Annotated in this window: 23 protein-coding genes; 8 read left to right on the top strand and 15 right to left on the bottom strand. The window is 69.2% G+C overall.

What is annotated here, in order from left to right; all coding sequences use genetic code 11:
• Nucleotides 1-227 precede the first annotated feature (227 nt).
• Entirely contained in the window at nt 228-1,292 is a 1,065-nt protein-coding gene (locus ABD209_RS14515; protein ID WP_344067528.1) for a trypsin-like serine peptidase, read from the top strand.
• 118 nt (nt 1,293-1,410) lie between these two features.
• Nucleotides 1,411-2,064 (top strand): maleylpyruvate isomerase family mycothiol-dependent enzyme, encoded by a 654-nt coding sequence (locus ABD209_RS14510; protein ID WP_344067527.1) that lies wholly within the window; start codon nt 1,411-1,413, stop codon nt 2,062-2,064.
• Between the two features lie 114 nt (nt 2,065-2,178).
• On the opposite strand, the gene rocD is transcribed toward ABD209_RS14510, so the two are convergent.
• Both rocD and ABD209_RS14500 read right to left on the bottom strand, forming a co-directional pair.
• Complete coding sequence (gene rocD / locus ABD209_RS14505; protein ID WP_344067526.1) at nt 2,179-3,420, bottom strand: ornithine--oxo-acid transaminase; 1,242 nt, start codon at nt 3,418-3,420, stop codon at nt 2,179-2,181.
• A 70-nt stretch (nt 3,421-3,490) separates the two neighbouring features.
• Nucleotides 3,491-4,024 carry an arsenate-mycothiol transferase ArsC gene (locus tag ABD209_RS14500; protein WP_344067525.1) on the bottom strand — a complete coding sequence of 178 codons (534 nt, stop codon included), beginning with the start codon at nt 4,022-4,024 and terminating at the stop codon, nt 3,491-3,493.
• 134 nt (nt 4,025-4,158) lie between these two features.
• Between ABD209_RS14500 and ABD209_RS14495 the strand changes: the two genes are divergently transcribed.
• Complete coding sequence (locus ABD209_RS14495) at nt 4,159-5,106, top strand: NAD-dependent epimerase/dehydratase family protein (RefSeq protein ID WP_344067524.1); 948 nt, start codon at nt 4,159-4,161, stop codon at nt 5,104-5,106.
• 6 nt (nt 5,107-5,112) lie between these two features.
• On the opposite strand, the gene ABD209_RS14490 is transcribed toward ABD209_RS14495, so the two are convergent.
• Nucleotides 5,113-6,087: a GNAT family N-acetyltransferase gene (locus ABD209_RS14490; RefSeq protein ID WP_344067523.1), complete on the bottom strand. Its 975-nt coding sequence runs from the start codon at nt 6,085-6,087 to the stop codon at nt 5,113-5,115.
• 83 nt (nt 6,088-6,170) lie between these two features.
• Here ABD209_RS14490 and ABD209_RS14485 point away from each other — a divergent pair, with 83 nt between their 5' ends.
• A complete protein-coding gene (locus tag ABD209_RS14485; RefSeq protein ID WP_344067522.1) occupies nt 6,171-7,295 on the top strand; it encodes a glycosyltransferase in 1,125 nt (374 codons plus the stop codon).
• On the opposite strand, the gene ABD209_RS14480 is transcribed toward ABD209_RS14485, so the two are convergent.
• The 5 genes from ABD209_RS14480 to ABD209_RS14460 form a co-directional block, all read right to left on the bottom strand.
• Nucleotides 7,274-7,969, bottom strand: a complete 696-nt coding sequence (locus ABD209_RS14480) for a NeuD/PglB/VioB family sugar acetyltransferase (RefSeq protein ID WP_344067521.1) — start codon at nt 7,967-7,969, stop codon at nt 7,274-7,276. The genes ABD209_RS14485 and ABD209_RS14480 overlap by 22 nt on opposite strands.
• Nucleotides 7,959-8,576, bottom strand: coding sequence for a sugar transferase (locus ABD209_RS14475; RefSeq protein WP_344067520.1), 618 nt, complete (start codon nt 8,574-8,576; stop codon nt 7,959-7,961). Before ABD209_RS14475 ends, ABD209_RS14480 begins: the two co-directional genes overlap by 11 nt.
• An 8-nt stretch (nt 8,577-8,584) precedes the next feature.
• Nucleotides 8,585-9,757, bottom strand: a complete 1,173-nt coding sequence (locus tag ABD209_RS14470; RefSeq protein ID WP_344067519.1) for a DegT/DnrJ/EryC1/StrS family aminotransferase — start codon at nt 9,755-9,757, stop codon at nt 8,585-8,587.
• Nucleotides 9,758-9,994: 237 nt separating this feature from the next.
• Nucleotides 9,995-11,542: an amidohydrolase gene (locus ABD209_RS14465; protein WP_324386001.1), complete on the bottom strand. Its 1,548-nt coding sequence runs from the start codon at nt 11,540-11,542 to the stop codon at nt 9,995-9,997.
• An 84-nt stretch (nt 11,543-11,626) separates the two neighbouring features.
• Entirely contained in the window at nt 11,627-13,066 is a 1,440-nt protein-coding gene (locus ABD209_RS14460) for a pyridoxal phosphate-dependent decarboxylase family protein (RefSeq protein WP_344067518.1), read from the bottom strand.
• Nucleotides 13,067-13,284: 218 nt separating this feature from the next.
• Here ABD209_RS14460 and ABD209_RS14455 point away from each other — a divergent pair, with 218 nt between their 5' ends.
• Together ABD209_RS14455 and ABD209_RS14450 are read left to right on the top strand one after the other, a co-directional pair.
• The gene (locus ABD209_RS14455; protein ID WP_344067517.1) at nt 13,285-13,773 is read left to right on the top strand and encodes a sigma-70 family RNA polymerase sigma factor; all 489 of its coding nucleotides are present in this window, start codon (nt 13,285-13,287) and stop codon (nt 13,771-13,773) included.
• A gap of 1 nt (nt 13,774) precedes the next feature.
• Nucleotides 13,775-14,713 (top strand): hypothetical protein, encoded by a 939-nt coding sequence (locus ABD209_RS14450; protein ID WP_344067516.1) that lies wholly within the window; start codon nt 13,775-13,777, stop codon nt 14,711-14,713.
• Between the two features lie 254 nt (nt 14,714-14,967).
• On the opposite strand, the gene lpdA is transcribed toward ABD209_RS14450, so the two are convergent.
• A complete protein-coding gene (gene lpdA / locus ABD209_RS14445; protein ID WP_344067515.1) occupies nt 14,968-16,365 on the bottom strand; it encodes a dihydrolipoyl dehydrogenase in 1,398 nt (465 codons plus the stop codon).
• Nucleotides 16,366-16,584: 219 nt separating this feature from the next.
• Here lpdA and ABD209_RS14440 point away from each other — a divergent pair, with 219 nt between their 5' ends.
• Nucleotides 16,585-18,846 (top strand): carbon starvation CstA family protein, encoded by a 2,262-nt coding sequence (locus ABD209_RS14440; protein WP_344067514.1) that lies wholly within the window; start codon nt 16,585-16,587, stop codon nt 18,844-18,846.
• Nucleotides 18,843-19,085 carry a YbdD/YjiX family protein gene (locus ABD209_RS14435; protein ID WP_344067513.1) on the top strand — a complete coding sequence of 81 codons (243 nt, stop codon included), beginning with the start codon at nt 18,843-18,845 and terminating at the stop codon, nt 19,083-19,085. Before ABD209_RS14440 ends, ABD209_RS14435 begins: the two co-directional genes overlap by 4 nt.
• Nucleotides 19,086-19,224: 139 nt before the next feature.
• Here ABD209_RS14435 and ABD209_RS14430 read toward each other — a convergent pair whose 3' ends face one another.
• From ABD209_RS14430 to ABD209_RS14405, 6 genes are all read right to left on the bottom strand, one after another.
• A complete protein-coding gene (locus ABD209_RS14430; protein ID WP_344067512.1) occupies nt 19,225-20,502 on the bottom strand; it encodes an MFS transporter in 1,278 nt (425 codons plus the stop codon).
• Nucleotides 20,503-20,655: 153 nt separating this feature from the next.
• Nucleotides 20,656-21,153: a MarR family winged helix-turn-helix transcriptional regulator gene (locus ABD209_RS14425; protein WP_324387509.1), complete on the bottom strand. Its 498-nt coding sequence runs from the start codon at nt 21,151-21,153 to the stop codon at nt 20,656-20,658.
• Between the two features lie 107 nt (nt 21,154-21,260).
• Nucleotides 21,261-21,683 carry a nucleoside-diphosphate kinase gene (ndk, locus tag ABD209_RS14420; protein WP_324387511.1) on the bottom strand — a complete coding sequence of 141 codons (423 nt, stop codon included), beginning with the start codon at nt 21,681-21,683 and terminating at the stop codon, nt 21,261-21,263.
• 10 nt (nt 21,684-21,693) lie between these two features.
• A complete protein-coding gene (locus tag ABD209_RS14415) occupies nt 21,694-22,107 on the bottom strand; it encodes a DUF4233 domain-containing protein (protein ID WP_324387512.1) in 414 nt (137 codons plus the stop codon).
• A gap of 65 nt (nt 22,108-22,172) precedes the next feature.
• Nucleotides 22,173-23,135 carry an aldo/keto reductase gene (locus ABD209_RS14410; RefSeq protein WP_344067511.1) on the bottom strand — a complete coding sequence of 321 codons (963 nt, stop codon included), beginning with the start codon at nt 23,133-23,135 and terminating at the stop codon, nt 22,173-22,175.
• A 30-nt stretch (nt 23,136-23,165) separates the two neighbouring features.
• Nucleotides 23,166-24,554: a bifunctional folylpolyglutamate synthase/dihydrofolate synthase gene (locus ABD209_RS14405; protein ID WP_344067510.1), complete on the bottom strand. Its 1,389-nt coding sequence runs from the start codon at nt 24,552-24,554 to the stop codon at nt 23,166-23,168.
• Nucleotides 24,555-24,776: the final 222 nt, after the last annotated feature.

Here is a 24,776-nt window from a genome sequence, read left to right as displayed (position 1 = left end):
CTTTCTCTGCGTGTGCGCGGCGCGCCCGGGCTGGTCCACCGGGGCTCTGTTGGATCCGCGGCCGATACAACGGCAACGCTCAAGGCTACCAGCGGGATTCGCTACCTCGGAAATCGGGCCGATCCAGACGTATCACCGGGCCGGCGGGCCACTCGGTTGGGACATGCGGGAAGGACCCGCGGGCCGAACACCGGATCGGTGGCCCGGCCGACACCTTGGGAGGAATCATGAACAAGACAGGCCGCGTCCTGGCGTCCACCGCGGGGCTCGCCGCCCTGGCTGCACTCGGCGCGAACGCCGCCCAGGCCGGGACGCTCGCCACCGGATCGAGCGCCGGAAAGTCGCCCGTGCACACGGTGTCGGCCGCCGAGCGAGGCACCGCCGCCACGATGGACATCAAGGACATCATCAAGGTCGCCAAGCCGATGACCATGCCGAAGAACGTCCCGTCACCCGCCGGCAGCGACCGGTCGAGCCGGGGCGCCGAGGTCAAGATCGCGCCGTCCGCGGCGGGGGGCAGCACCAAGGGGCTGTCGGCCAAGGAGGCCGTGGCCCGCTACGACACCAACGCCGGCGCCTTGTGGCCGCTCGGCCCGAGCGCCAACCCCAACCGCCAGGTCGGCAAGCTCTACTTCGACACCGACCCCGGTCCGGCCTACAACTGGTCCTGGTGCACAGCAACCGCCGTCAACGCCGAGAACAAGTCGACCCTCATCACGGCCGGCCACTGCGTCTGGGACGCCACGAACCGCCGGTGGTACACCAACCTGCAGTTCTACCCGGGCTACCAGTACGGCGCCACTCAGGGCGTCTACTACGCCAAGACCTACTCCACGACGTGGAACTACTACAACTACGGCACCAGCGCCGACGATATGGGCGCCGTCGTGGTCTACCCCCGCAATGGGGTGGCGATCGTGAACGCCCTCGGCGGTCACGGCGCGTGGTTCAACGGGTCCACAAACCAGTTCCGCACCTCGCTCGGCTACCCGATCACCGACTGGCGGTGGCCTGGCTACACCGCCAACGGTGAGGACGCCCGCTACTGCCAGGGCACCGACTATTACTACGGCAGTGGGACGTTCGCCGGGCAGAACTACCTGAACTGCCGGATGACCGGCGGCGCGAGCGGCGGTCCGTGGCTGACCTGGGTCAACGGCAGCTGGATGGGCTATGTCAACTCCGTCAACAGCAACAAGGGTGGCATCGGCGCGGCCTGGGCGAACGTGATGTTCGGCCCCTACTTCGACAACAAGGAGTTGCAGGTCTTCAACACAGTCCGCAACCTCTGACCCCCAGTTGGGTGATCGAGCAGATGCGCCCCGCGGCCCGGCCGCGGGGCGCACGTCGTTGCGCGAGCTGGCGTGCCTGTTCGTCCGTCCCCGGATCGACGCCGCACAATCACCTCTCGTGTGCACCGATCTCTGGCCGATCGTCCACCGCGAGCGCGCGGCGCTGGTTGCGGATCTGAAGACCCTCCCTGACACATCGGCGTGGGACCTGCCCTCCCTTTGCGCGGGCTGGACGATCCGCGACACGCTGGCCCATATGACCGCCACGGCGACGACCACTCCGCCGGGGTTCGTCGCCGGGTTGGCCAAGGCGCGCTTCTCCTTCTCGCGCTTTGTCCAGGCCGGTATCGCCCGCGAACGCGGCGCCGATGCCCAGGAGACACTGAGCAGGTTCGAGGCCGCGATCGGCTCCACGTCGGCACCCCCCGGACCCAAGACGAGCTGGCTGGGTGAGGTGATCATCCACGCCGAGGACATCCGCCGCCCGCTGAGCATCGAGCACGACTACGACGCTGGTGCCCTGGTCGCGGTAGCCGACTTCTACAAGAACTCCAACACCCTCATCGGGGCCAAGTCACGGATCGCCGATTTGTCACTGCACGCCACGGAAGCGGCGTGGTCGCACGGCAGCGGCGCCCGCGTCGAGGGCCCACTTCTTGCCCTCGTGCTGGCGATGACGGGGGCGCAAGGCCTTCCTCGACGACCTCACCGGGGCCGGCGTGGAGACCTTGCGCTCTCGCGGCTGACGCTGGCGGCGACCGGTGGCGGCTGACGCTCGCGGCTGACGCTGGTGGGCGGCCGCTCGCAGCCGGGCGGCGAGCGGCGCCGAGGAGGGTCAGCGGCGCCTGGACACGGCTGGTGAAGGCCGGCCCAGGAATCGCGGGCGTCAGGGCCGCCGCAGGTCGCCCAATGCGCCCGCGACCGCATCGACCAGCACGTCGATGTCGGCTGAGGTGGCGCACAAGGGCGGAGCAAGCCGGATCGTCGAGCCGTGGGTGTCCTTGGCGAGCACTCCACGCCTCATCAAGTGGGCCGAGAGTGCTCGTCCGGTGCCCAGACCAGGATCGATGTCCAGGCCGGCCCACAGCCCCCGCACCCGCATCTCGGCTATCCCCTGGCCGGCAAGGTGGGTCAGGCCGGCCGCAAGTTGGGCACCACGTTCGCGGGCGGCTGCTTGGTACTCGCCGGTGGCGAGCATGGCCACAACTTCCCTGCCGATCGCGCAGGCATACGGATTGCCACCGAAGGTGGAGCCGTGCGACCCCGGCGTGAAGACGTCGAGGATGTCTCTGTCGGCGGCGATCGCCGACAAGGCGACGAGCCCGCCACCGAGCGCCTTGCCGAGGATATAGACGTCCGGGATCACCTTCTCGTGGTCGCAGGCGAAGGTCTCGCCGGTCCGGGCGAGACCCGACTGGATCTCGTCGACCATCATCAACACCCCTGCGGCGGAACAGATCTCGCGGACCTCACGCAGGTAGTCATCGGGCGGGATGATCACCCCGCGCTCACCCTGGATGGGCTCGAGGAGGACGGCCACGACGGATGAATCACCGGCGACGGCCTCGCGCAGGAGCGGCGCATCGCCGAATGGCACGGTCACGAAACCGGGCGTATAGGGGCCGTAGTCGTCATGGGCGACCTTGTCGTCGGAAAAGCTGACGATGGTCGTCGTGCGGCCGTGGAAGTTGCCTTCCATCACGATGATCGTCGCCTGCCCCTCGGGCACGCCTTTGACGCGGTAGCCCCATTTGCGCGCCACCTTCAACGCGGTCTCGACGGCTTCGGCGCCGCTGTTCATGGGCAGCACCGCACCTTTCCCGGTCAAGGCGCACAGATCCTGGGCGAAGGGACCAAGCTGATCGTTGTAGAAACCCCGGCTGGTCAATGTCAGCCGGTCGAGTTGCTCGTGAGCCCGGGCCAATAGGCGCGGGTTACCGTGCCCGAAGTTCAGGGCCGAATAGCCGGCCAGCGCGTCGAGATATCGCCGCCCGTCGACATCGATGACCCAGGCACCCTCGCCGGCCGCGAGGACGACGGGCAGCGGATGGTAGTTGTGAGCGGCATAGGTCTCGGTCTGGGTGATCACGGACCGGGCCGCCTGGGACAGGGGAACGTCGGTGTGCATGTCGGCTCCTTCGCAGCGAGACCACCACGGTAGCCGCCCGTCGTTCGCTCCGGTCGGGGGCCGGCGGCCGTCAGCCCCCGATGACGGGGAGGATGTCTGCGAGCAGGACGTCGATCTCGTCCGCGCAGGCGCGCGCGGCCCGCCGGCCGCGTCGGTGCGGATCCGCGACGTCGGCGGACATGCTGTCCGGCGCGGTGCGCTCGGCGATCGCCCCGACGCGATCGGCGAGATCCCCGACGCCGTCGGCTCTGCTTGCAGCGGCGGCGAACTGGCGGATTCCGAAGATGCAGTGCGCGCGGTGTGGTGCGAGATCGATTAGGCGCATGTGCTGGGTGAATTCAAAGGTGAGGACGAGGTCGGCCTGCTCGATCAGGTCCACGGTGACCGACCGGCTCACGTGCCCGCCGGGGTCGCCGCCCCGGGTGCGTAACTCGGCCGCGAGCAGGTCGTCCATCGAGCGGCCCGGCACGCCGGGCACACCCGCGCTGCTGACCTCTTGGGGTCCAGAGTCGGGGGCCGAGGCGTCGCCGAGCAAGAAGCGGGCTCGCCGCTCGGCATACGGCGATCGGGCGATATTGGCCGTGCAGACGAAGAGAACGGTCACAACAACGGAAGCGTAGCGGCGATGACGCAGAACGCTTTCGCCCCGAATTCGTGATTGATCCGACCAAAGTGTCGAAACAGTCGTCACCCTTGATAGCCTTCGCCGGGCTGGCGGGGATGGTGGGAGGAAAACACATGAAGGTCGTCGTGACCGGCGGGGCAGGATTCATCGGGGCGAATGTCGTCCGGGATCTTCACGGCCGCCCGGAAGTGACTGACATCGTTGTCGTGGACGACTACTCGACGGGCTCCCCCGACAATCTCCTCGGCACCTCGGCGCGCACATTCGCTGGCACCATTCTCGATCCGGATTTGCTCGCCGAAGCCTTCGACGGCGCCGACTCGATCATCCACCTCGCGGCCCTGCCGTCGGTGCCGCGCTCGCTCGCCGATCCGCTGGCCTCGCATCACGCGATCGCGACCGGCACCCTGAATGTCCTCCAGGCGGCACGGGTGGCGGGCAGTCACGTCATCTTGTCCTCCTCCTCCTCGGTCTACGGGGCGAACCGGGAGTTGCCCAAACGCGAGAGCATGCGCCTGGACCCGATCTCCCCGTATGCCGTGGCGAAGCAGGCGGCCGAGGCCTACACCCTCGCGTTCGGCCGCAGCTACGGACTGCCGGTCCTGGCCTTCCGCTTCTTCAATGTCTACGGGCCGCTGCAGGCGGCCGGCCATGCGTATGCCGCGGTCGTGCCCACCTTCATCGACGCTGCCCTAAACGATCGCCCCCTGATCGTCAACGGCGACGGGTTCCAGACACGGGACTTCACCTTCGTCGGCTCGGTGACCCGCGTCCTCGCCGACGCCGCGATCGGGCGGGTTGTCGACGACTCCCCTGTCAACCTGGCCTTCGGCACGCGGACCTCGCTGAACGACATGATCACGATGCTCGGCCAGGAACTGGGCTTCACGCCTCGGGTGGAGTATGTCGCCGAGCGGCCCGGCGACGTCCGGGACTCACAGGCGGACAACGCCCGGCTCCAGGGGCACTTCCCCGATGTCCGGCCGGTCCCCCTGCCCGAGGGGTTGGCCGCGACCGTGGCGTGGTTCCGGAGCCTGGCGCAGCGGCCGGTGGGAGCCTGAGGTCCGTCAGAAGAGTTCCACGTCGGCCAGCGCGAGTTGCCAATGGTCCGCGGCGGGTGGCGTCGCGGCCAGGGGCCGAGCGGTCAGCACGGGCCCGAGGCGCGGCGCCGGCACCATCCCCAGCCCGACACCGCTGCCGGCGGCGATCGCATAATCCGCACCGGTCTCGCGCAGCAGCCGACGGGTCAAAGCCGCGCCCGTGCGCCGATCCGGGACGAAGGCCTCCACGATCGTCGCTTCCACGGCCGGGCCGCGCCGCCGCAGCCGAAAGATGAGGCCGCCGGCAGCCGGGTCCGCGTCGGCGAGCAGGACGCGGTAACGAAGCGGACCGAAGGCGGTTCGCCACGCGAGATACTCCGGCGTGCGGTCGGTGCGTAATCCCGACCGTGGCGCGTGCGCCAGCAAGGCCGTGGCGACGTCGGGGTCCCGAAGCGCCTCGGCGGCGGGCAGACCGGCGCCGGTGTCCTGCGACCACAGTTGAGCCGGCACTCGGGCCGAGCGCATCCGGCGCACGCCCTCCACGCCACGGGGCAGGACGGCGACGGGCACTCGGCGAACGATGCTCCACCCCATGCTCAGATAGCCTGGACGGCTCTGATCGTTGGGGGTGTTGAAGACGAAGGCATCGCCGCTTCGGGTCAAGTCGGCGACCGCTTCGATCGTCAGCCGCCGGAAGATGCCCTGCCCGCGGTAGGCGGGATCGGTAGCGGTGTCCACGGCTCGCACGGCCCGCAGCACGCGCCCCGCGTCGTCGACGAAGCGCCAGCGCAAGAAGGTCCGGTAGCCGACCACGCGGTCCTCATCGAGAGCGACCCAGGCGGGCGAGACACCGAAAGCGTTCTGCTGATGCTTCCAGGCCAAGAAGGCCTCGTAGTGCGGATCGTCCTGCTTGCCCAGTGACGTCCGGAGCAGGTCGGCGACAGCGGGCCCGTCCGCCGGGCCGGCGGCACGATAGGTCAGGCTGAGCACACGTTCGGACATCGGGGCCCCCAGCCGCGTCAGTAGGATCGTCGGGAGTCTAGGCCCATGGCAGCGGGGACGGGCCGATACGTGAGGAGCACGATGTGAGCGACGGGCCGATCCGGGTGCTCTGGCTTGTCAAAGGGCTCGGACCGGGCGGCGCCGAACAACTCCTGCTGTTGTCCGCGCAGGTTGCCGACCGCACGCGATTCACGCATCGCCTGATCTTCGTCCGCCCGGACAAGACGCACCTGGTGGCGGACTTCGAAGCGGCGGGACTGGTGCCCGAGCTGCTCCCGGCGCACCGCGTGCGCGACATGCGCGCTGCCCTGGCCCAGGCCGACGTCGTCCACGCGCATTCGCCCGTGCTCGCCTCGGAGGCCCGCCTTCTGAGCCTCACCCTGCCCCGCGCGCAGCGGCCCGTTCTCATCTCGACGGAACACAACGAGTGGACCAGCCACCGCCGGCCGACCCGCGCGCTCAATGCGCTGACCAGTCCGCTGGATGCCCACCGCTGGGCCGTGTCCGAGCAGGTCCGGGATACGACCTGGGCCACCCACCGGCGCCGCTACGAGGTGCTGATCCACGGCATCGATCCTCAGGCATTGGTCGTCCCCGACGGGACCCGCGAACGACTACGCCGCGAATTGGCGGTCGCCGACGACGAGGTGCTCGTCCTGACCGTGGCCAACCTCCGAGCCAACAAGGACTATCCCAATCTGATGCGGGCGGCCCAGCTAGCCCTGCCGCGTGCCCCCAGGCTGCGATTCGTCGCGGTCGGTCAGGGGCCGCTGGCCGACGAGATGGCTGCCCGGCACGCCGAACTCGGGCTCGGCGATCGCTTCTGGCTCGCTGGCTACCGGCGCGACATTCCCGAGCTGATGGCCGCCGCCGACGTCTTCGCCCTCGCGTCCGCGCACGAAGGTTTGCCGGTGGCCGTCATGGAAGCCTTCGCCGCGGGCCTGCCGGTGGTCGCGACGAGAGTGGGCGGCATACCGGGGCAGGTTCGCGACGGCGTGGACGGGCTGCTCGTCCCACGCCGGGATGCGCAGGCGCTGGCCGCGGCCTTCGTCACAATCGCCGGCGACGACGCGGGGCGGTCGGCGATGGGCGCTGCGGCACGCGAGTCCGCGGGACGCTACGACATCCGAGTGACGATGGCGCGGCAGGAGACGATGTATCGGCGGCTCGCGGGGCGGTCTCGCGCTCAGGGCACCGGCGGCGACTGAACCGCGTCCGTCGACCGCGCCACCGGTCGGGCCGGTATGCCCGTGACCATCGCACCGAAGGGCACATCGCGAGTGACGACGGCACCCGCCCCGACCACGGCGTCCGAGCCGACGCTGAGGTACTGCAAGACGGTCGCGCCGGCGCCGAGTAGCGATCCAGCGCCGACGCGGACGCCGCCGGAGACGATGACGCCGGGCGCGATCATCGCGTGCTCCCCGATCACCGCATCATGGCCGATCGTCGCGTTGGCGTTGACCTGCGCGAATGCCTCGAGGTGCACATCGGTGCCGATGACCGCGCGCGCGCAGACCACCACGCCCACGCCGATCTGCACGACGGAGCCGAGGAGGGCCGACGGGTGCACGGCCGACACCGGCCACAGCTCGCGGTCGGCCGCCTCCAGCCGCGTGACAATGGCTCGTTTGACGGGCGGCATGGCAACGCCGAGGACGTAGTGACGTGGGCCTCGCGGGTCGCCCAGCCAGGAGTCGATATTTCCGAGCAGGGGAATGCCGCGACGCGCCAACCGATCGCGACTGTCCGCGGACGGGCGGTCGTCGACGACACCGGCGAGGGTCCAGGGCGCACCAGCAGCGATCATGGCCTGCACGATGTCGAGACTCTCGCGACCGAACCCACCCGCACCGATGACGACGACGGGTTCAGTCGGCACGATCGCGACCTGGCTCCGTGCTGCCGCGGAAGGGGCCGTGGCATACCTCGACGGCGCCGCGGCGCGTGACCACGGCACTGATCGTCCGGCCGAGGATGCGCAGATCCATCAGGTGGGTGCGGTTGTCGACATAGTCCACGTCGTAGGCGAACTTCTCCTCCCAGGTCAGAGCATTGCGCCCCGAGATCTGGGCTAGTCCGGTGATCCCGGGACGCACTTCGTGGCGGCGGGCCTGGACGGGTGAATAGAGCGGCAGGTACTCCACGAGCAGCGGCCTTGGCCCGACCAGACTCATCTCCCCGCGGAAGACATTCCACAGCGTCGGCAGCTCATCGAGGCTGGTCGCGCGCAACCAGCGCCCGACGCGGGTGAGCCGATCGGCATCGGTGATGTGATCGGCGTCGGGGACGCGCATGGTCCGGAACTTGACGAGGCGGAAGACCTGCTCATCACGCCCGACGCGGTCCTGGCGGAACAGGACGGGGCTGCCCAACCGCAGGCGGACGACGAGAGCGATCACCGCGATGACCGGCGCGAAAACGAGGAGGGCGAGGCCGCTGACGGCGACGTCGACGCTCCGGGCTATCCGCTGGTGGTGTCTGAGCATGACATCGCCTAGGCCCGGATCGAGCGCAACAACACCGTGCAGACACGGTCGATATCGCTTGCGTCCAGGGCCGACCCGCTCGGAAGCGAGAGCCCCGATGCGAACAGCCAGTCGCTGACACCGGTGATGAACGCCCGCTCGCCCTTGTAGGCCGGCTGTCGATGCATCGGGTTCCACATCGGCCGGGCCTCGATGTTGGCCCGGTCGAGCGCCAAGCGCAGATCCTCGTTCGTTACACCCGCCGCCTCCTGATCGACGAGCAGCGTCGTCAGCCAGCAGTTGTCCATGGTGTCCTCGCTGGGACCGCCCCACGGCTCGCCGAAGATCGAGATGCCGGGCTGGTGCCCCAACCGGTCGCGATACTGCTCGCGGTGGGCGCGCCGACTCGCCAAAAACTGGGGGAGACGGACGAGCTGCGCGCGGCCCAGGGCGGCCAGCACATTGGACAGCCGATAGTTGTAGCCGACCTCGGTGTGCTCGTAGTAGGCGATCGGGACACGGGCCTGGGTGGCCAGGTGCCGAACCCGCTGGGCATGCTCGGCATCATCGGTGAGCAACGCGCCGCCGCCGGACGTGGTGACGACCTTGTTGCCGTTGAAGGACAACACGGCCATATCGCCGTATGCCGCGGCCGGCCGCCCGTCGCGCGTGGCACCGAAAGCCTCGGCTGCGTCGGAAAGCACCGGAATCCCGCGCCGCGCGGTGACCTCACGGATGCGCGCGTGGTCGGCCACCTTGCCCATCAGGTCGACCGGGACGACAGCCGCCACCCGCTGCCCTTCGGCCGCCAGCGTCGCCAGCGCGGTCTCCAGCACGTCCGGATCCATATTTCCGGAGGCGTCGGAATCGACGAACACGGGTCTAGCGCCCGTATACACCACCGCATTTGCCGTCGCGGCAAATGTCAAGGTCGAGACGACGACGACATCGCCCTCGCCGACCCCAAGGGCGAGGAGGCCGAGATGCAAGGCCGCAGTCCCGGAAGACAATCCAACGGCATACTTGCGACCGGAGAGCACCGCCAGTTCCGCTTCGAAGGCATCCAACTCGGGACCGAGCGGCGCGATCCATCCCGAACGAACGGCGCGCAGAACTGACCGCTCCTCCAAGGTCGACATGTCGGGCGAGGACAGATAGATCCGTGACTCCCCGACCGGGGCGGCGCACGTGTGCGGCACCACTTCCCCACACTCGGGACATGGCGACAAAGTCGTTTCGGACGTCGTCGTCATAACCCTCCCTATCCATCACCCGCGCTCTATGAGGAGCGCGGTAGACCCCGAAAATCCTGCTGAGGCCCCGCTCTTCAGCTTCGAATCGTAGGGTAGAACTGAGCCCGTCGGGAAACCTACCCTGTCCAACATTTGTCGGACGACAAATCGTGAAATCCGGTGGCCCAGGCCCACGGTTCCCATTCGTCAGGTGAGGGCCTCGTGCGTGCGCCGGCCACCGACAAGGGTCAAGGACACGGGCAGCTCACGCAGGTGGGCGCGGTCCGCCTGTGCCGCTGGGGATCCGTCCGCTGTCGCACTTCGATCGGCGAGCGATCCCAGCGCGAGCGGATCTGCGTCCACCAAAACCAGGTCCGCGGGCTGGCCGATATGGACGGTGCCCTGTCCGTCGGTGCTCGACGCGAGAGCTTCGGCGGGGGTGATGGCCTGTTCCGAGTGCCATGGCTCGTCGGCAGCGTCAGCCCGGAACACCGCAGCCGCGATCGCGCGCCACGGGTCCAGCGGCGCAACCGGGGCATCCGAGCCGAAGGCCAGGGCGACGCCCGCGTCGAGCAGCGAACGGAAGGCATAGACCCGGTCGGCGCGATCGCGCCAGTAGCGGTCGGTCACCAGCCGGTCGTCGATCAGGTGGACCGGCTGAACGCTCGCGGTCAGGCCGAGGGCGGCGAGGCGCTCGAAGTCGGCGGCGCCGACAAGTTGCGCGTGCTCGATCGATCCGCCTTGGCGGGTGGCGCTAAACGCATCCAATGCCGTCGCGACCGCGCGGTCGCCGATCGCGTGGATCGCGCAGGTCAGGCCGATGTCGCCGGCCCTGCTCATCACCTCACGGAGTTCGGCAGCCGTGAGATTGGACCGGCCGCACCCCCCGTCGTCGCCCCCGTCGGGTGCGTAGGGCTCGCAGCACCACGCCGTGAGCGTATTGAGCGAGCCGTCGCTGATGACCTTCAGCGGCCCCATGGTGAGCAGGTCCTCGCCCGCAACGAGCGGATCTCCCGTGCGCAGGCCGGCGGCTGCGACGTCGTCGAGCGAGTCGGCGTAGGCGGCCGCTCGGATTCGGACCGGCGGTCGGCCGCGCTCCAGCCGGGCCGGCCAGGTACGCCAGGCGGAATCGAACTCGAAATCGACGATGCCGACCACGCCACGGGCCGCCGCGGCGGCGAGGGCCGCCTCCAGCGCGGCTTCCGGTTCCTCGAGGGACGTTGCGATGGCCTCCAGATGCCGGTATGCCGCGTACCACTCGCCCTCGACGAGAGCGCCCTCGCGAGGTGCCTGGCCGATCAGCGCGAGGGCTGCGCTATTGAGCCAGCCGTTGTGGGCGTCGCCACTGGCCAGGGCGACCGGTCGACTGCCGGTGGCAGCGTCGAGTTCCAACACGGTGGGCAGGCGGTCCCAGGCCGCCGAACGGTAGCCGTAGCCGAGGACCAGCTGCTCGCCCGGGCGAGCGGACAGATGGGCGGCGACCCGACGGCATACGTCCGTGGGATCGGTGGTCCCGGAAAGGTCGATGCGGGCGCGCGCCAGCGCCCACATGACCGGGTGCACGTGCGCGTCCCACAGCCCGGGCAGCAACCAACGTCCTTGTGCCGCAATGACGTCCGCGACGCCACGGGACGCGAGCTTCGGGCCGACGTCGGCCACCCGGCCACCGCTGACGAGAACGTCCACCGGGTGCTCCGGCGCGGCGACGCCGGCCACCGGGACCAGTCGCGCCCCGGTGATCAGCAGATCCGTCATCCGCGTCACCTTAGGGTCAACTGCCGCGCACATGGGGCCAGGGACGCGCCGGCACCTCGACCGCTCGTCCGGGGCTGAGTCACGTCACGGCGCGGTCGGCACGACCCGGGACGCTGCGACGTGCTCGCGAAGCAGCGCCCAGAGCGCTTCGACATCGGCGCGCTCGGTCGCCTCGGCACCGATGGAGATGCGAACCATCCAGCGCTCGTCCAGGACGCTCGGTGACACGAAAGCCCGGCCCCCCGCGTTGACGGCATCGGCCCAAGCCAGCGTATGCCGGTCCAGAGCCTCCCGGTCGAGGCCGGGCGGCTCGTGGCGCACGCAGACGGTCTGCAGGTCGACGGGGGCGAGCACGCGCCAATCCGTCTCGGCCGCAATGGCCTCCGCGAGCCACCGGGCATTGTCGAGATCCCGGCGCAGACGGGCACGGATGGCTTCCGCCCCCTCGAGGCGCAGGTGGAACCAGAGTTTGAGGGCGCGGAAGCGGCGGCCGAGAGGGATGCCCCAGTCCTTGTACTGGACGACCTCGTCGTCGACGGCCGAGCGCAGATAGGACGGAGTGGTCGACATGCAACGGATCAGGTGGTCGACGTCACGGACATAGAGCAGCGAGCAGTCGAGGATGGTGCCGAGCCATTTGTGGGGGTTCCAGGCGAGCGAGTCGGCGCCCTCGACGCCGTCGAACAGGTGGCGCATCTCCGGGAGCAGCATTGCCGAGCCGGCCATCGCCGCGTCGACGTGCACCCAGGCGTCGTGGGTGCGGGCGACCTCGACAATGGCGGCGACCGGATCCATCGCGCACGTGCCCGTAGTCCCGACGGCGGCGACAACCACGGCCGGGCGCTTGCCGGCCGCGACATCCTCGGCCATCGCGGCGGCGAGGGCATCCGGCCGCATGGCATAAGTGACCGGGTCGACGTCGACAAAGCGGAGGTTGTCGCGGCCGAAACCGGCGAGCAGCACGGCCTTGGGCACCGACGAGTGGGCATGGGGTGAGGTGTAGGCGACGAGGGGCTGCGCGACGCCTTGGAGGCCGGCGGACTCCTGGGAGTGCTCGCCCGCGCGTTCGCGAGCGGCGAGCATGGCGACGAGGGTTCCGGTGGAGGCGGTGTCCTGGATAGCGCCGCGCCACCCGTCGTCCAGCCCGGCCAACTGCCGCAGCCAGTCGGTGGTCACTTGCTCGACCTCGGTCAGCGCCGGAGCGGACTGCCAGGTGATGCCGAGCCCGGCGAGGCCTCCGGAAGCGATATCCCCCAGCAGCGAGGACAGGGAGGCATTCGACGGGAACCAGCCGTAGAACGCGGGGTGCTGGGTCTGGGTGATGCCGGGGACCACGATGCGGTCGAGGTCGGCGAGGACGTCCTCGAACGGCTCGGGACTCTCCGGGGGCCGGCCGGGCAGGGCGGCGCGGATCTCTCCCGGAGCGACGCTCGAGGCGACCGGCAGGTCGGGGATCCGGGCGCGATGGTCGGCGACCCAGTCGATGAGTTCGTGGGCGGCCGTGCGGAACTCTTCGGGCGTCATACGACCATCCTGAACCACGGGCGGCGGTGCGCGGCGACCGCCCGGTCCAGCGGCGCCACCAGAGCGACCGCTCGCTCCGGCGGGGCGACCAGGGAACCGCCGCGGTCCGGCGGCACCAGCTAACGGTCGACGCGGACCGAGCGCGTGAGCGGGGGTTGCAACAGATCCCCCGCCTCGCGCGTCCAGGGGGCGTGAGCGGATCAGCGATGATGGCCGGCGTGAACGCCGACCCGGGCCGGGTGGCCGAGTTCGCGCGGGCCAATGGGCAGGCATTGCTGCGGTTTGCCTACCTGCTGACCGGCGGGCGTGGCGCCGAGGCCGAAGATCTCGTCCAGGGGGTGCTCGCGACGCTGGTCGAGCGCGGCCTGAACGGCATCGCCGACCCACTCGCCTATGCCCGGCGGGCAGTCGTCAACGCGCACCGCAGTCAGGCGCGGCGCGGCATCGCCGAGCGCGCTGCGCTCCCGCGGCTCGTCGAGCGCGACCCCGGCCCCGACCGCCGTAGCGAGGACCGGGCGGTGATCCTGCCGGCCCTGGAGGCGCTCTCGCCGGACGAGCGGGCCGTCGTGATCTTGCGCTACTACGCCGATCTGCCCGATGAGGAGATCGCCGCGGTCCTCGGCTGCGCTCGGGCGACGGTCCGCTCGCATGCCCACCGCGCAATGACCAAACTCCGCCGCGAACTCGGCGAGGACGAAAGGAACTGAGATGACGACCGACTTCGAGACCAAGATCAAGGCGATGCTCGAGGATGCCGCCGATTCGGCTCCGGATTTCACCGGCCTGCCCGTCGACCTCTCTGCGACGCCGGTCAGGCCCGCCCGCCGCGCCCGGGGGTGGGTCCCGCTGACTCTCGCGGCGGCGGCGTCGGTCGCCGCGGTCTCGGTGGGCGGCGTCTGGCTGTCGGGTCGCGGGGAGGGTAACCACACCGCGATCACCGCGCCGACCACATCCTCGACGACATCCGTCGGGACGTCGTCGACCCCCTCGTCGGCTGGGAACGGTCCATCCGGATCGTCCACGCCGGGGACCGGCGCGCCCGGAACCGGCACCTCCGGGCCCGGGACGTCCGAGGGCACCGCGATGAGTTGTGCCGCTCTATTGCGCTTCGAGGGCCGCGACTACATGCTGCTCGGCGAGGCCCGACGCATCCCCGCCGCGGCCCCCACGGCGGGCCAGGGCGTCTTGCCGGAGTGCAATGACGGCATCGAGGTCCCGAAGCAGACGGTTCCGGTGATGACCGTCGCCGGCGCCTCCAGCGGCGACCTGCTCCTGGCGAACGGATTCGTGTGGACCTCATCGCGGTCGTACTCGTTGCCGGCCGGCGCGGACGCGCTGTTGGAGCCCATCACGTGCACCGGCCCGGCCGAGGTGACCGATGTGACGCTGCGCTCGAGTGACGGGATCCCCGGTGCCGACGGCGTAGCCTCGCCGCCCTTCACTCTCGAGGCCGAGGCCACCCCCGGGCACGGCCTGTCGATGCCCGGCCTGTCCGCCGCCCGCTTCTCGGTGAAGGTCACCTCGACGACCGACCTCCCCGTCGACCCCGGTGCCCTCGATCAGGCCATGTTCTCCGCCACCCCGGTGACGATGCAGTTGCAATGCGCCAAAACAGAGTTCGTCGCCCGGTCCGTCGCCATCCGCTGAGCGCCCTCCCTTCTGGTGGGGGCCCGAGTCGTCGTCCCCTCTCGCCTCCGCCGCCGGCCCTCACCCTTTGCCGCCCGATACATGGCAACACGCCGATTATTCGGCCCTGAATCTGGCGTGTTGCCATGTATGGAGCGCAGTGGCCACGACGCCCCCGCTAGCCAACCACCTACGACGATTCTCCGACGATTGCGGGTTCCGGGGGTGCGAGGAACGAGCACGCCCGAACCCGCGATGAGAAGCGGAACAAAAAGTTACAGATTGATCATGTGGCCGACGATGCCTTCGACGGCCTCCTTGACGGCCTCCGACAGGGTCGGGTGGGCGAAGACATTGCGGGCCACCTCGTCGGCGGTCAGGTCCCACTTCTGCGCGAGCGTCAGGACGGGCAGCAGTTCCGTGACATCGGGGCCGATCATGGCGGCGCCGAGGATCTCGTTGTGCTGGGCGTCGGCGATGATCTTGACGAAGCCGACGGCGTCACCGAGGCCCATGGCCTTTCCGTTGGCGGAGAACGGGAATTGGGCGGTCTTGACATCATGGCCGGCGTCTTTGGCCTGCTGCTCGGAGAGGCCGAAGGAGCCGATCTGCGGGTGGCAGTAGGTAGCTCGCGGGATCATGGCGTAGTCGACCGGCATGGTCGCGACGCCGGCGATCGTTTCGGCGGCGACGACGCCCTGAGCCTCCGCGACGTGAGCAAGCATCAGCTTGGCGGTGCAGTCGCCGATGGCATAGACGCCCGGGACGTTGGTACGCATGAAGTCGTCGATCTCGATGGCGCCCCGGTCGGTCAGCTTGACCCCGGCGGCCTCGAGTCCGTAGCCCTCGGTCCGCGGAGCGAAGCCGATCGCGGAGAGCAGTTTGTCGGCTTCGAGAACCTGCTGGTCACCACCGGCCGCGGGCGAAACCGTCACGCGCACACCGGATCCGGTGTCCTCGACCGACTCGACCTTGGTGCCGAGCAGCACCTTGACGCCGAGTTTCTTGTAGTGCTTGAGCAGCTCCTTCGAGACGTCGGCGTCCTCGGTGGGGACCATCCTGTCGAGGAACTCGACAATCGTGACATCAACGCCGAAGTTCTTCATGACATAGGCGAACTCCACACCGATCGCGCCCGATCCGGCGATGATGATCGAGCCGGGGAGGTTCTCATCGAGGATCTGCTCCTCATACGTGACGACATTCTTCGACACCGAGACGCCGGGCAGCATCCGGGTGACTGCGCCCGCCGCGATGATGAGGCTGTCGAAGGTGAGCTCGCGGGTGGAGCCGTCATTCATGGCCACGGTCATCGACTTCGGACCGGTCAGCGTGCCCCAGCCGTCGATCTCGGTGATCTTGTTCTTCTTCATCAGGAAGTGGACGCCCTTGACGATGCCGGCGGACACCTGGCGCGAGCGCGCGTGGGTGGGGCCGAAGGACATCGTCGCGTCGCCCTCGATCCCGTATTTCGCCTTCTCGTGATTGAGCGTATGCGCGAGTTCGGCGTTCTTGATCAGCGCCTTGCTCGGGATGCAGCCGACGTTGAGGCACACACCGCCCCAGTATTTCCTCTCCACCACCGCGGCCTTCAGGCCGAGTTGCGACGCGCGGATCGCCGCGACATACCCGCCAGGACCAGCACCGAGGACCACCACGTCGAAGTCAGCCATGTCGGCCAGCCTAGTAGCTCTCCCCGCGCCCGCCACCGCCGACAGGAGGTATGCCGCTCCTCGGGGGACGGGGGGCGCCGCCGCCCGGCATACGGGGAGTGACCGGCCATCGTCGCCAGGCGACCGCCCGGCGAACGCGGCGCGCGCTAAAACGCGGTTGTCGGTGCGCGGTCCTACCGTGGCTGACGCAGGGGAACTCTCACGCAAGGGAGCGGGAGCATGCGCACGGAGCTTCATAGTGTGGACGTCCAACGGACCGACCCGGATCGGCCGCCCGTCGCCGTCGTCGAACCCGATGTCATCACCGGCCGACAGAAGGCGATCTTCGCCGGCATCGGTCTAATCGGCGCGATCGCGTGGGCGATGATCGCGATCGTCCGGGGCGAGTCGGTGAACGCGGTGTGGTTCGTGTTGGCCGCGTTGTGCACCTATGTCATTGCGTTCCGCTTCTACGCGCGACTGATCGAGTACAAAGTGCTCAAGCCGCGCGACACCCGGATGACGCCGGCCGAGGAGTTCGCCAACGGCAAGGACTTCATGCCGACCGACCGGCGCATTCTCTACGGCCACCACTTTGCGGCGGTGGCGGGCGCCGGCCCGCTCGTGGGCCCCGTGCTCGCCGCGCAGATGGGCTATTTGCCCGGGACGATGTGGATCATCATCGGCGTCGTCTTCGCCGGGGCGGTCCAGGACTACATGGTCCTGCACATGTCGATTCGCCGGAGCGGCCGCAGCCTGGGGCAGATGGCCCGCGACGAACTCGGCCTGGTCGGCGGGACGGCGGCCATCATCGGCGTGCTGACGATCATGCTCATCCTGATCGCCGTCCTCGGGATCGTCGTCATCGGTGCGCTCGCCGAGAGCCCTTGGGGCGTCTTCTCCATCGCCATGACCATCCCGATCGCGCTCTTCATGGGCGTCTATCTGCGTTTCCTAAGGCCTGGCGCGGTCAACGAGGTGTCGCTGATCGGCGTGGTGCTGCTCCTCATCGCGATCATCGCCGGCCGCTGGGTGGCCGAGAGCTCGTGGGCGGACACCTTCACCTTGACGCCGGTGCAGTTGGCCTGGGCGCTCATCCTCTACGGCTTCGCCGCCTCGGTGCTTCCCGTATGGCTGCTCCTTGCCCCCCGCGACTATCTCTCGACCTTCATGAAGGTCGGCACGATCGCCCTGCTCGCCTTGGGCATTCTCGTCGCCCGTCCGGTCGTGCAGATGCCGGCGGTGACGTCGTTCGCGCACTCGGACAAGGGCCCGTCCTTCGCCGGCGCACTCTTCCCCTTCCTGTTCATCACCATCGCGTGCGGGGCGCTGTCGGGTTTCCACGCGCTGATCTCTTCGGGCACCACGCCGAAGCTGATCGAGAAGGAGAGTCAGGCGCGGATGATCGGGTATGGCTCGATGCTGACCGAGTCTTTCGTCGCCGTGATGGCGATGGTGGCGGCCGTGAGCATCGACCAACACATCTATTTCGCGATGAATGCGCCGAAGGCGCTGACCGGCGGCACTCCGGAGACCGCCGCGGCATACGTCGATTCGCTCGCGCTCGTCAGTCCCGGTGGAGCCGCGTTGCCGCCCATCGACCCGGCGCTGCTGCAGAGCGCGGCTGAGGGCGTAGGCGAGGCCTCCATCGTCAGCCGCACCGGTGGCGCGCCGACGCTGGCCTTCGGCATGTCCGAAGTGATGAAGTCCTTCGGCGGCGACTCGCTGCGCTCCTTCTGGTACCACTTCGCGGTCATGTTCGAGGCGCTCTTCATCCTGACGACGGTCGATGCCGGCACGCGGGTGGCGCGGTTCATGTTCTCTGACGCCATCGGCAATATCCCGGGCATGGCGAAATTCAAGGACCCGAGCTGGCGGATCGGCGCGTGGGTCTGCTCGCTGATCGTCGTCGCCGGCTGGGGTTCGATCCTGGTGATGGGCGTCAAGGATCCCCTGGGCGGGATCTACACGCTCTTCCCGCTCTTCGGCATCGCCAACCAACTACTCGCGGCGATCGCCTTGACGGTAGTCACGACCATCGTGATCAAACAGGGCCTGCTCAAGTGGGCGTGGATTCCGGGTCTGCCGCTCGTCTGGGACCTGATCGTGACGCTGTCCGCGTCCTGGCAGAAGATCTTCAGCGACAACCCGGCAATCGGCTACTTCGCCAACCACGACAAGTTCGTGGCGGCGCGGGATGCCGGTCAGGTCATCGCGCCGGCGAAATCGATGGCCGATATGGACAAGGTCGTCTTCAACACCGCCGTGCAAGGGAGCCTGTCGATCATCTACGCGAGCCTTGTTGTCATCGTCGTGCTCGCCGCCGCCGTGGTGTGCGCAAAGGCGATCCGGGCCGGTGGTCTGCCGACTGCTGAGGCACCGGATGTGCCGTCCCAGATTTTCGCGCCCCGGAGCTTCGTGGCCACCGACGCCGAGAAGCAGGTGCTCGCCGAGTGGCGGGAAGCCGGGCTGGATCCGAGCCCGCAAGGAGTGCACCGATGACGGCTCAGGCCCCGGCCGGGGCGAGCGGCCCGGGCGCCGACACCATGCGGGGACGGGCCGGATCCGCGCTTCGGGCGATCCGTTGGTATTGGAGCGGCGTCACCGGCGCGGACGCCTATGAGCGATATGTCGGTCACCTGCGCCGCGCGCGTCCCGCCTGCGCCGTGCCGACCAAGAAGGAGTTCTGGCGCGAGAAGTACGCCGACCAGGAGCGCAACCCCACCCAGCGCTGCTGCTGATCACACGCCCCCGTCGAGCGGCTCCACGCGGAGGGCGTGCTCACTCGACGGGAGGGCGTGCTCACTCGATGAGGCAAGTGCGTACGCTCGACAACCGAAATGTGCCCACGTTCGACGTGACGTCTGTGCACTCTCGACGTCAGTGGGTGGCAGGCACCGGGCCGGCGGGGTGCGCGCTGTCCGACCCCGCGGTGACAACGCCCGCCGCGGAACGCGTGGCGCCGGCGAGCAGGCCGCGCAGCCGCCACCCGGCTGCGACCGCGACCACCGAGATCGCGATGTGCAGAACGAGGAAGCTGCCCGTCAGCCCGGCGCCGAGCAGGACGCCCGCAACCAGCGGACCCAACGCGGAGATGCCCGTCTGCAGGGCGGTGAACACCCCGAGCGTGGTCCCGACCATGCCCTCGGGCGCGAGCGACGCGGTCAGCGGCGAAAGGATCGGCGCATACATCGTCTCGCCGACCGCGAAGACGGCGAAGGTGGTCACGAAGATCGCGCTAGCCAACTCCGGGCTCAGGCGGGCCGCGGCGAGCATCAGCCAGCCGAGCGTCCAAATGCCGCCGACAATGGTGAGCAGCAGGGGTGCGCTACGGCGTGCAGTCAGCCGGACGACCACCATCTGTAGCGCGATGATGACCACGGAGTTGACCGCCGCGGCCGTCCCCACGGTGCGGGGACTGACCTGCAGACTTGTCAGGGCATACGCCGGCAGGCCGCTTTCGAACTGGGCATAGAAGCCCAACGCCAAGGCCACAGTCACAACCGCCGTCCAGCGCAGCGCGGGCACGGCCCAAATGGCCCGGAGAGCCGCAAGGCCCCCGACCTCCGGTGCCGGGTCCTCGCCGAGTTCGTATGCCGTGGCCGCCGGGGCGCGGTAGCCGGCCGCCGCGATGAGCAGCGCGGAAATCGCGAAACCGGCCGCCGCAGTGGCGAAGGCCAGGCGCATTCCGTTTGGCCGCGTCAGGTCGACGACATAGCCCGCGGCGAAGGCGCCGAGCGCCATGCCCAATGCGCCACCGGTGAACAGCCACGCGAACACGCGCCGCCGGTCGGTGTCACCGACCCAGCGCAGCACGAGCACGGCCTGGGGCGCCGTCGCCGCCGTAATGCCGGCGCCGAAGGCAAACATGCCGAAGAGGAAGGCCGCCGGCGAGTTGGCGAACACCAACCCGACCATGGCCAGCACGGCGAGTAGCTTCGAGACGACCGCAACCCGCACCGGATCGAAGCGATCCGCGAGCCGCCCGCCGACCGGCGCCGCAATGAGTGCACCGACCGAGAAGAGCGTCGACGCGCCGGCCGCGACGAGACCGCCCCAGCCGCGGGCGGACGCGGCATACGCATATTGGTAGGGCAGCACAGCACCCCAGCCGAGCATGGCAACGGCAGCGGCGAGAACGAGCAGGCGGGCACGCATAGCAAGATCAACATAACTTCGAGGGCGAATATTTCGGACTCGAAATGTTACCTCACGCGTCCTGAGGGCGCTACCGGTTGTCGATCAGCGAGCCCTGCCGCCCGACAACCACCGGCGCGACCCTGGGCCGGCCGAGCCGCGCGCCAACCCGGCTCAGAGCGCGTCGAGGCCCGAGATCACGATCTCCAGCAGGTCCGCGAGCTGGGTGCGCTGATCGCGACTCAGCGAGCCGAGCGCATCGGACTCCACGACATCCGACTCCCGGATCGCCGAAGCGAACAGCTCCCAGCCGGCGTCGGTCATCGTCACCAGCACGCGCGTGCGGTTGGCCTGGTCGGGCCGGCGTTCGAGCAACCCGCGCCCACACATCCGGTCGAGCCGCGCGGTCATCGACGACGGGGCGACCTGTGCCGCGTCGGCGAGTCGAGAGGGCGTCTCGGGTCCCCCGTCGCGTTGCGCGAGGTGCGCCAGCACCGCCCAGTCGCCGTGGGAGATCGCCAGGTCCGCGAGCTGGCGGTCATACCACTGGTCGAGGCGCTTGGTCACCCCGAAGATCGCGGTGATCACCCGCTGAACCGACTCCTCGCCACCCGCCGCGACATAAGCCGCGACGGCGGCTTGGTACTCCTCGCGGGCGCTCGCGCTGCTCATCCCCCCATCATCGCAGGCTGCCCAGGCCCCCCGCCCGCCGCGGAGCGGCGCCTGCCCCTATTGCGGTATGCCGTTGCTCCGCCCACGCTGGGTGCGCACCAGTGTGGTTAGCCCAGCCCGGGGAACCAGATCGCGATCTCGCGAGCAGCCGACTGCGGCGAGTCGGAGCCGTGGACGATGTTCTCCTGCACCGGATTGCCCCAGTCGCGGCCGAAGTCACCGCGGATGCTGCCGGGTGCGGCCTTGGTGGGGTCGGTGGCACCCGCGAGGCTGCGGAAGCCGGCAATGCACTGTTCGCCCTCGATGACCACGGCGGTCACCGGCCCAGAGGACATGAAGGCCACGAGTGGCTCGTAGAAGGGCTTGCCGTCGTGCTCGGCGTAGTGTTCGGCGAGCATCTCGCGCGTCGGGGTGAGCACGGACAACGCCGCGAGGCGATAGCCCTTGCGCTCGATGCGCTCCAGCACGGCACCGGTGAGGCCCCGGGCGAATCCGTCGGGCTTGATCAGGACGAGGCTGCGTTCGGTCACGCGGGTCAGCCTAGCGAGCGGCGCGACGCGCCGAGAGCTGCCCCGTGTCGATCTGGATGCCCTTACGCAGGCACGCGAGCCACATCGCCAGGAACAGGGCGGCAACCCACATCATCATCGGGACGAAGATCGCGCTCACGAGCGTCAACGCCTGGGCCAGCCACCCGAGTTGCAGGCCCCAGCCGCGGCGCATCCCGCCGGCGGCCGCGAAACAGAGCAAGCCGAGCCCGATCATCGACCACAACCGCAGCTGGCTGTTGCCCTCACCGCTGGTCGCCGACAGGGACCGGGCGAGAGCGGCGCCGAGCAGGATGCTCAGGCCTTGGCCACCGAGCACCGTCGCGAGCATCCGCCAGGTGAAGGTCCCGAGCGGACCACGCCACCACGAGACGGGCTGCGTGGGGGCAACTGGGGCGGGCGTCATACGGGAACATTAACCTCCGGTGGTTCGTGCCCGACCACCGCAGCCGGCCCAGATTGTGCCGCCACTCAGGTGGCGACGGGGAAAAGTTGGTCGATCGCCGTGACCAACTCGGCCGGCAGGCCCACCTGCGCCGCAGTGGCGTTCTGGCTCACCTGCTCGGGTGTCGTGGCACCGGCAATCACGCTGGTCACGCCCGGCCGGGCAAGCAGCCAGGCAATCGTGACCTGCCCCATCGGCGCGCCGGCGACCCGGCAGATCTGCTCGTACGCCGCGAGCCGGTCCCAGTCGGCGCTCGCCAGGATCTCGGGTTTGTCCTGGACCAAGCGTCCCCGGTCGGGTCGCGTCGTGCGGCCGTACTTGCCGGTCAGCAGGCCGTTGGCGAGAGGGAAGAAGGGCAGGAAGCCGATGCCTAGCCGACGCACGGTGGGGAGCAGGTCGGTCTCGGCCGAGCGCGCGAGCAGGCTGAGCTCGTTCTGGGCACTGACGAACCGCGGTATGCCGAGGCGCACGGCTGCGTCGTCGGCCACCTCCGCTTGCTGCGCGGTGAAGTTGCTGTGCCCGAGGTAGCGGACCTTGCCGGCGTCGACGAGCTCGGCGAGGGCCCCGAGGGTCTCCTCGATCGGGACGCTGGGGTCCGGCTCGTGCTGCTGGAAGAGGTCGAGATAGTCCGTGCGCAGCCGGGTCAGCGAGGCGTCGCAGGCGTTGCGGACATACCGTGCGCCGCCCTTTGGGCCCCAGGATTCGGTGCCGGGCACGGCATACGCCGAATGGCCGAACTTGGTGGCGATGACGACGCGATCGCGTCGTCCCACGAGGGCCTGTCCCATGAGCGATTCGCTCGCGGTGGCCGGCGACCCGTAGATGTCGGCGGTGTCGAAAAGCGTGATACCTGCCTCGATCGCGGCATCGATGACAGCCCGGGTGCCGGCCAAGCTCTCGGTCGCCCGCCCGGTGCGGCTGATGTTGTTGCAGCCCAGTCCGATCGCGCTCACGAATGGTCCGCCATGGCCGAGCTGACGTTGTTCCACCAGGTCAGGGTAGCCGGATGGCCCAGCCGCTCAGCCGGTGGTCACACCCAGCAGCAGGCGCACGTCGGCGATCGTGGTGATCGATCCGGTGGCGACCACTCCCCCGCCGACGCCGCCCTCGTCGGCCAATTCGGCGGCCCGGTCCAGTGCGGTCGGCAGGTGCTCGACCACAGTCACCCGGTGCTCGCCGAAGATGTCCGCAGCCAGCGCCCCCAGGGCATCGGGCGCCATCGCGCGCGGCGAGGTCGAACGCGTCACGACCACCTCGTCGAGCACGGGTTCGAGGGCTTCGAGGATGGCGCCCGCGTCCTTGTCGCCGAGGATGCCGACCAGTCCGACCAGTTTGACGAAGGCGAACTCCTCGGTCAGGGCCGCCGCGAGGGCCTGCGCCCCGGCCGGGTTGTGCGCGGCGTCCACGAGCACCGTCGGCGAGCGCCGGACGATTTCCAACCGGCCCGGCGAGGTGACCTCGGCAAAGGCTTCACGCACGACGTCCATCGACAGTGGCTGTTCACCACCACCGATGAACGCCTCGGTCGCGGCGAGAGCCATCGCGGCGTTGTGCGCCTGGTGCGCGCCGTGCAGATTGAGGAAGAGGTCGGGGTAGTCACCCGCGAGCCCGCGGATGCTGACCTGCTGCCCGCCGACGGCGACCTCGCGCCCGAGGACGCCGAAGTCATTTCCCTCGTATGCCGCTCGCGCCCCTGCCTCCTCGGCCCGCTCCTGAAGGATGGGCACGACCTCCGGCTCCTGGATCCCGATGATCGTCAGGGCGTCGGCCTTGATGATCCCCGCCTTCTCGTGGGCGATCGCTTCGATGGTGTCGCCGAGGAAGTGCGCGTGATCCATGGCGACTGGCGCGATGACGGCGACCTGGCCGTCGGCGACATTCGTGGCGTCCCAGCCACCCCCCATACCGACCTCGACGACGGCGACGTCGACGGGCGCATCGGCGAACGCGGCATACGCGATGGCGACGAGCACCTCGAAATAGGTCATGCGCGGGCCGCCCTCGGCCTGCGAGCGAGCGTCGACGATCTCGATGATGGGGAGCACTTCGTCATACGCCTCGAGAAAGCGTTCGACGTCGATGGGCTGGCCGGCGATGGCGATGCGTTCGCGCATCGTATGCAGGTGCGGGGAAGTGAAGCGCCCGACCGTCAAGCCGCTGGTGGTCAGCAGTTGCGCGACCAGCCGGGCCGTCGTCGTCTTGCCATTGGTGCCCGTGATGTGAACGACCGGGAAGGTGCGTTGAGGGTCGCCGAGCAACTCCATGACCGCGCTGATGCGCGTGAGGTCGGGCTCGAGGTCGTGCTCGGGGGCGCGGGCGAGGATGGCCCGCTCGGCCTCGCGCATCCGCTTGGTGAGGTCGAGTTTGCGCGCGGCTTCGCGCTGGGCGGCGTCGGGGGCGGGGCTCACCCCCTAAGTCTGCCGTGCCGAGAGCCCGAGGCGAGGCCGCGCTCGGACCGGTCAGGCGGGGGCCACCGAGAATGGCAGCCTTTGGCGAGCGTTGCATGACGTGTCAACCGTTGCCTAGCTAGTGACATGTCCTTGAAATATCTTTATGGTTTCGTGGGATAATCAGGGCATGGCGAACAAGATCGCGGCTCCCCTGCCGCTGCGTGTCGGTGACCGCGAGCG

The organism is Nostocoides vanveenii, assembly GCF_039531165.1.
GTDB lineage: Bacteria > Actinomycetota > Actinomycetes > Actinomycetales > Dermatophilaceae > Nostocoides_A > Nostocoides_A vanveenii.
Note: the sequence above shows the minus strand (reverse complement) of the source record. Positions and strands in the feature narration are given on the sequence as shown.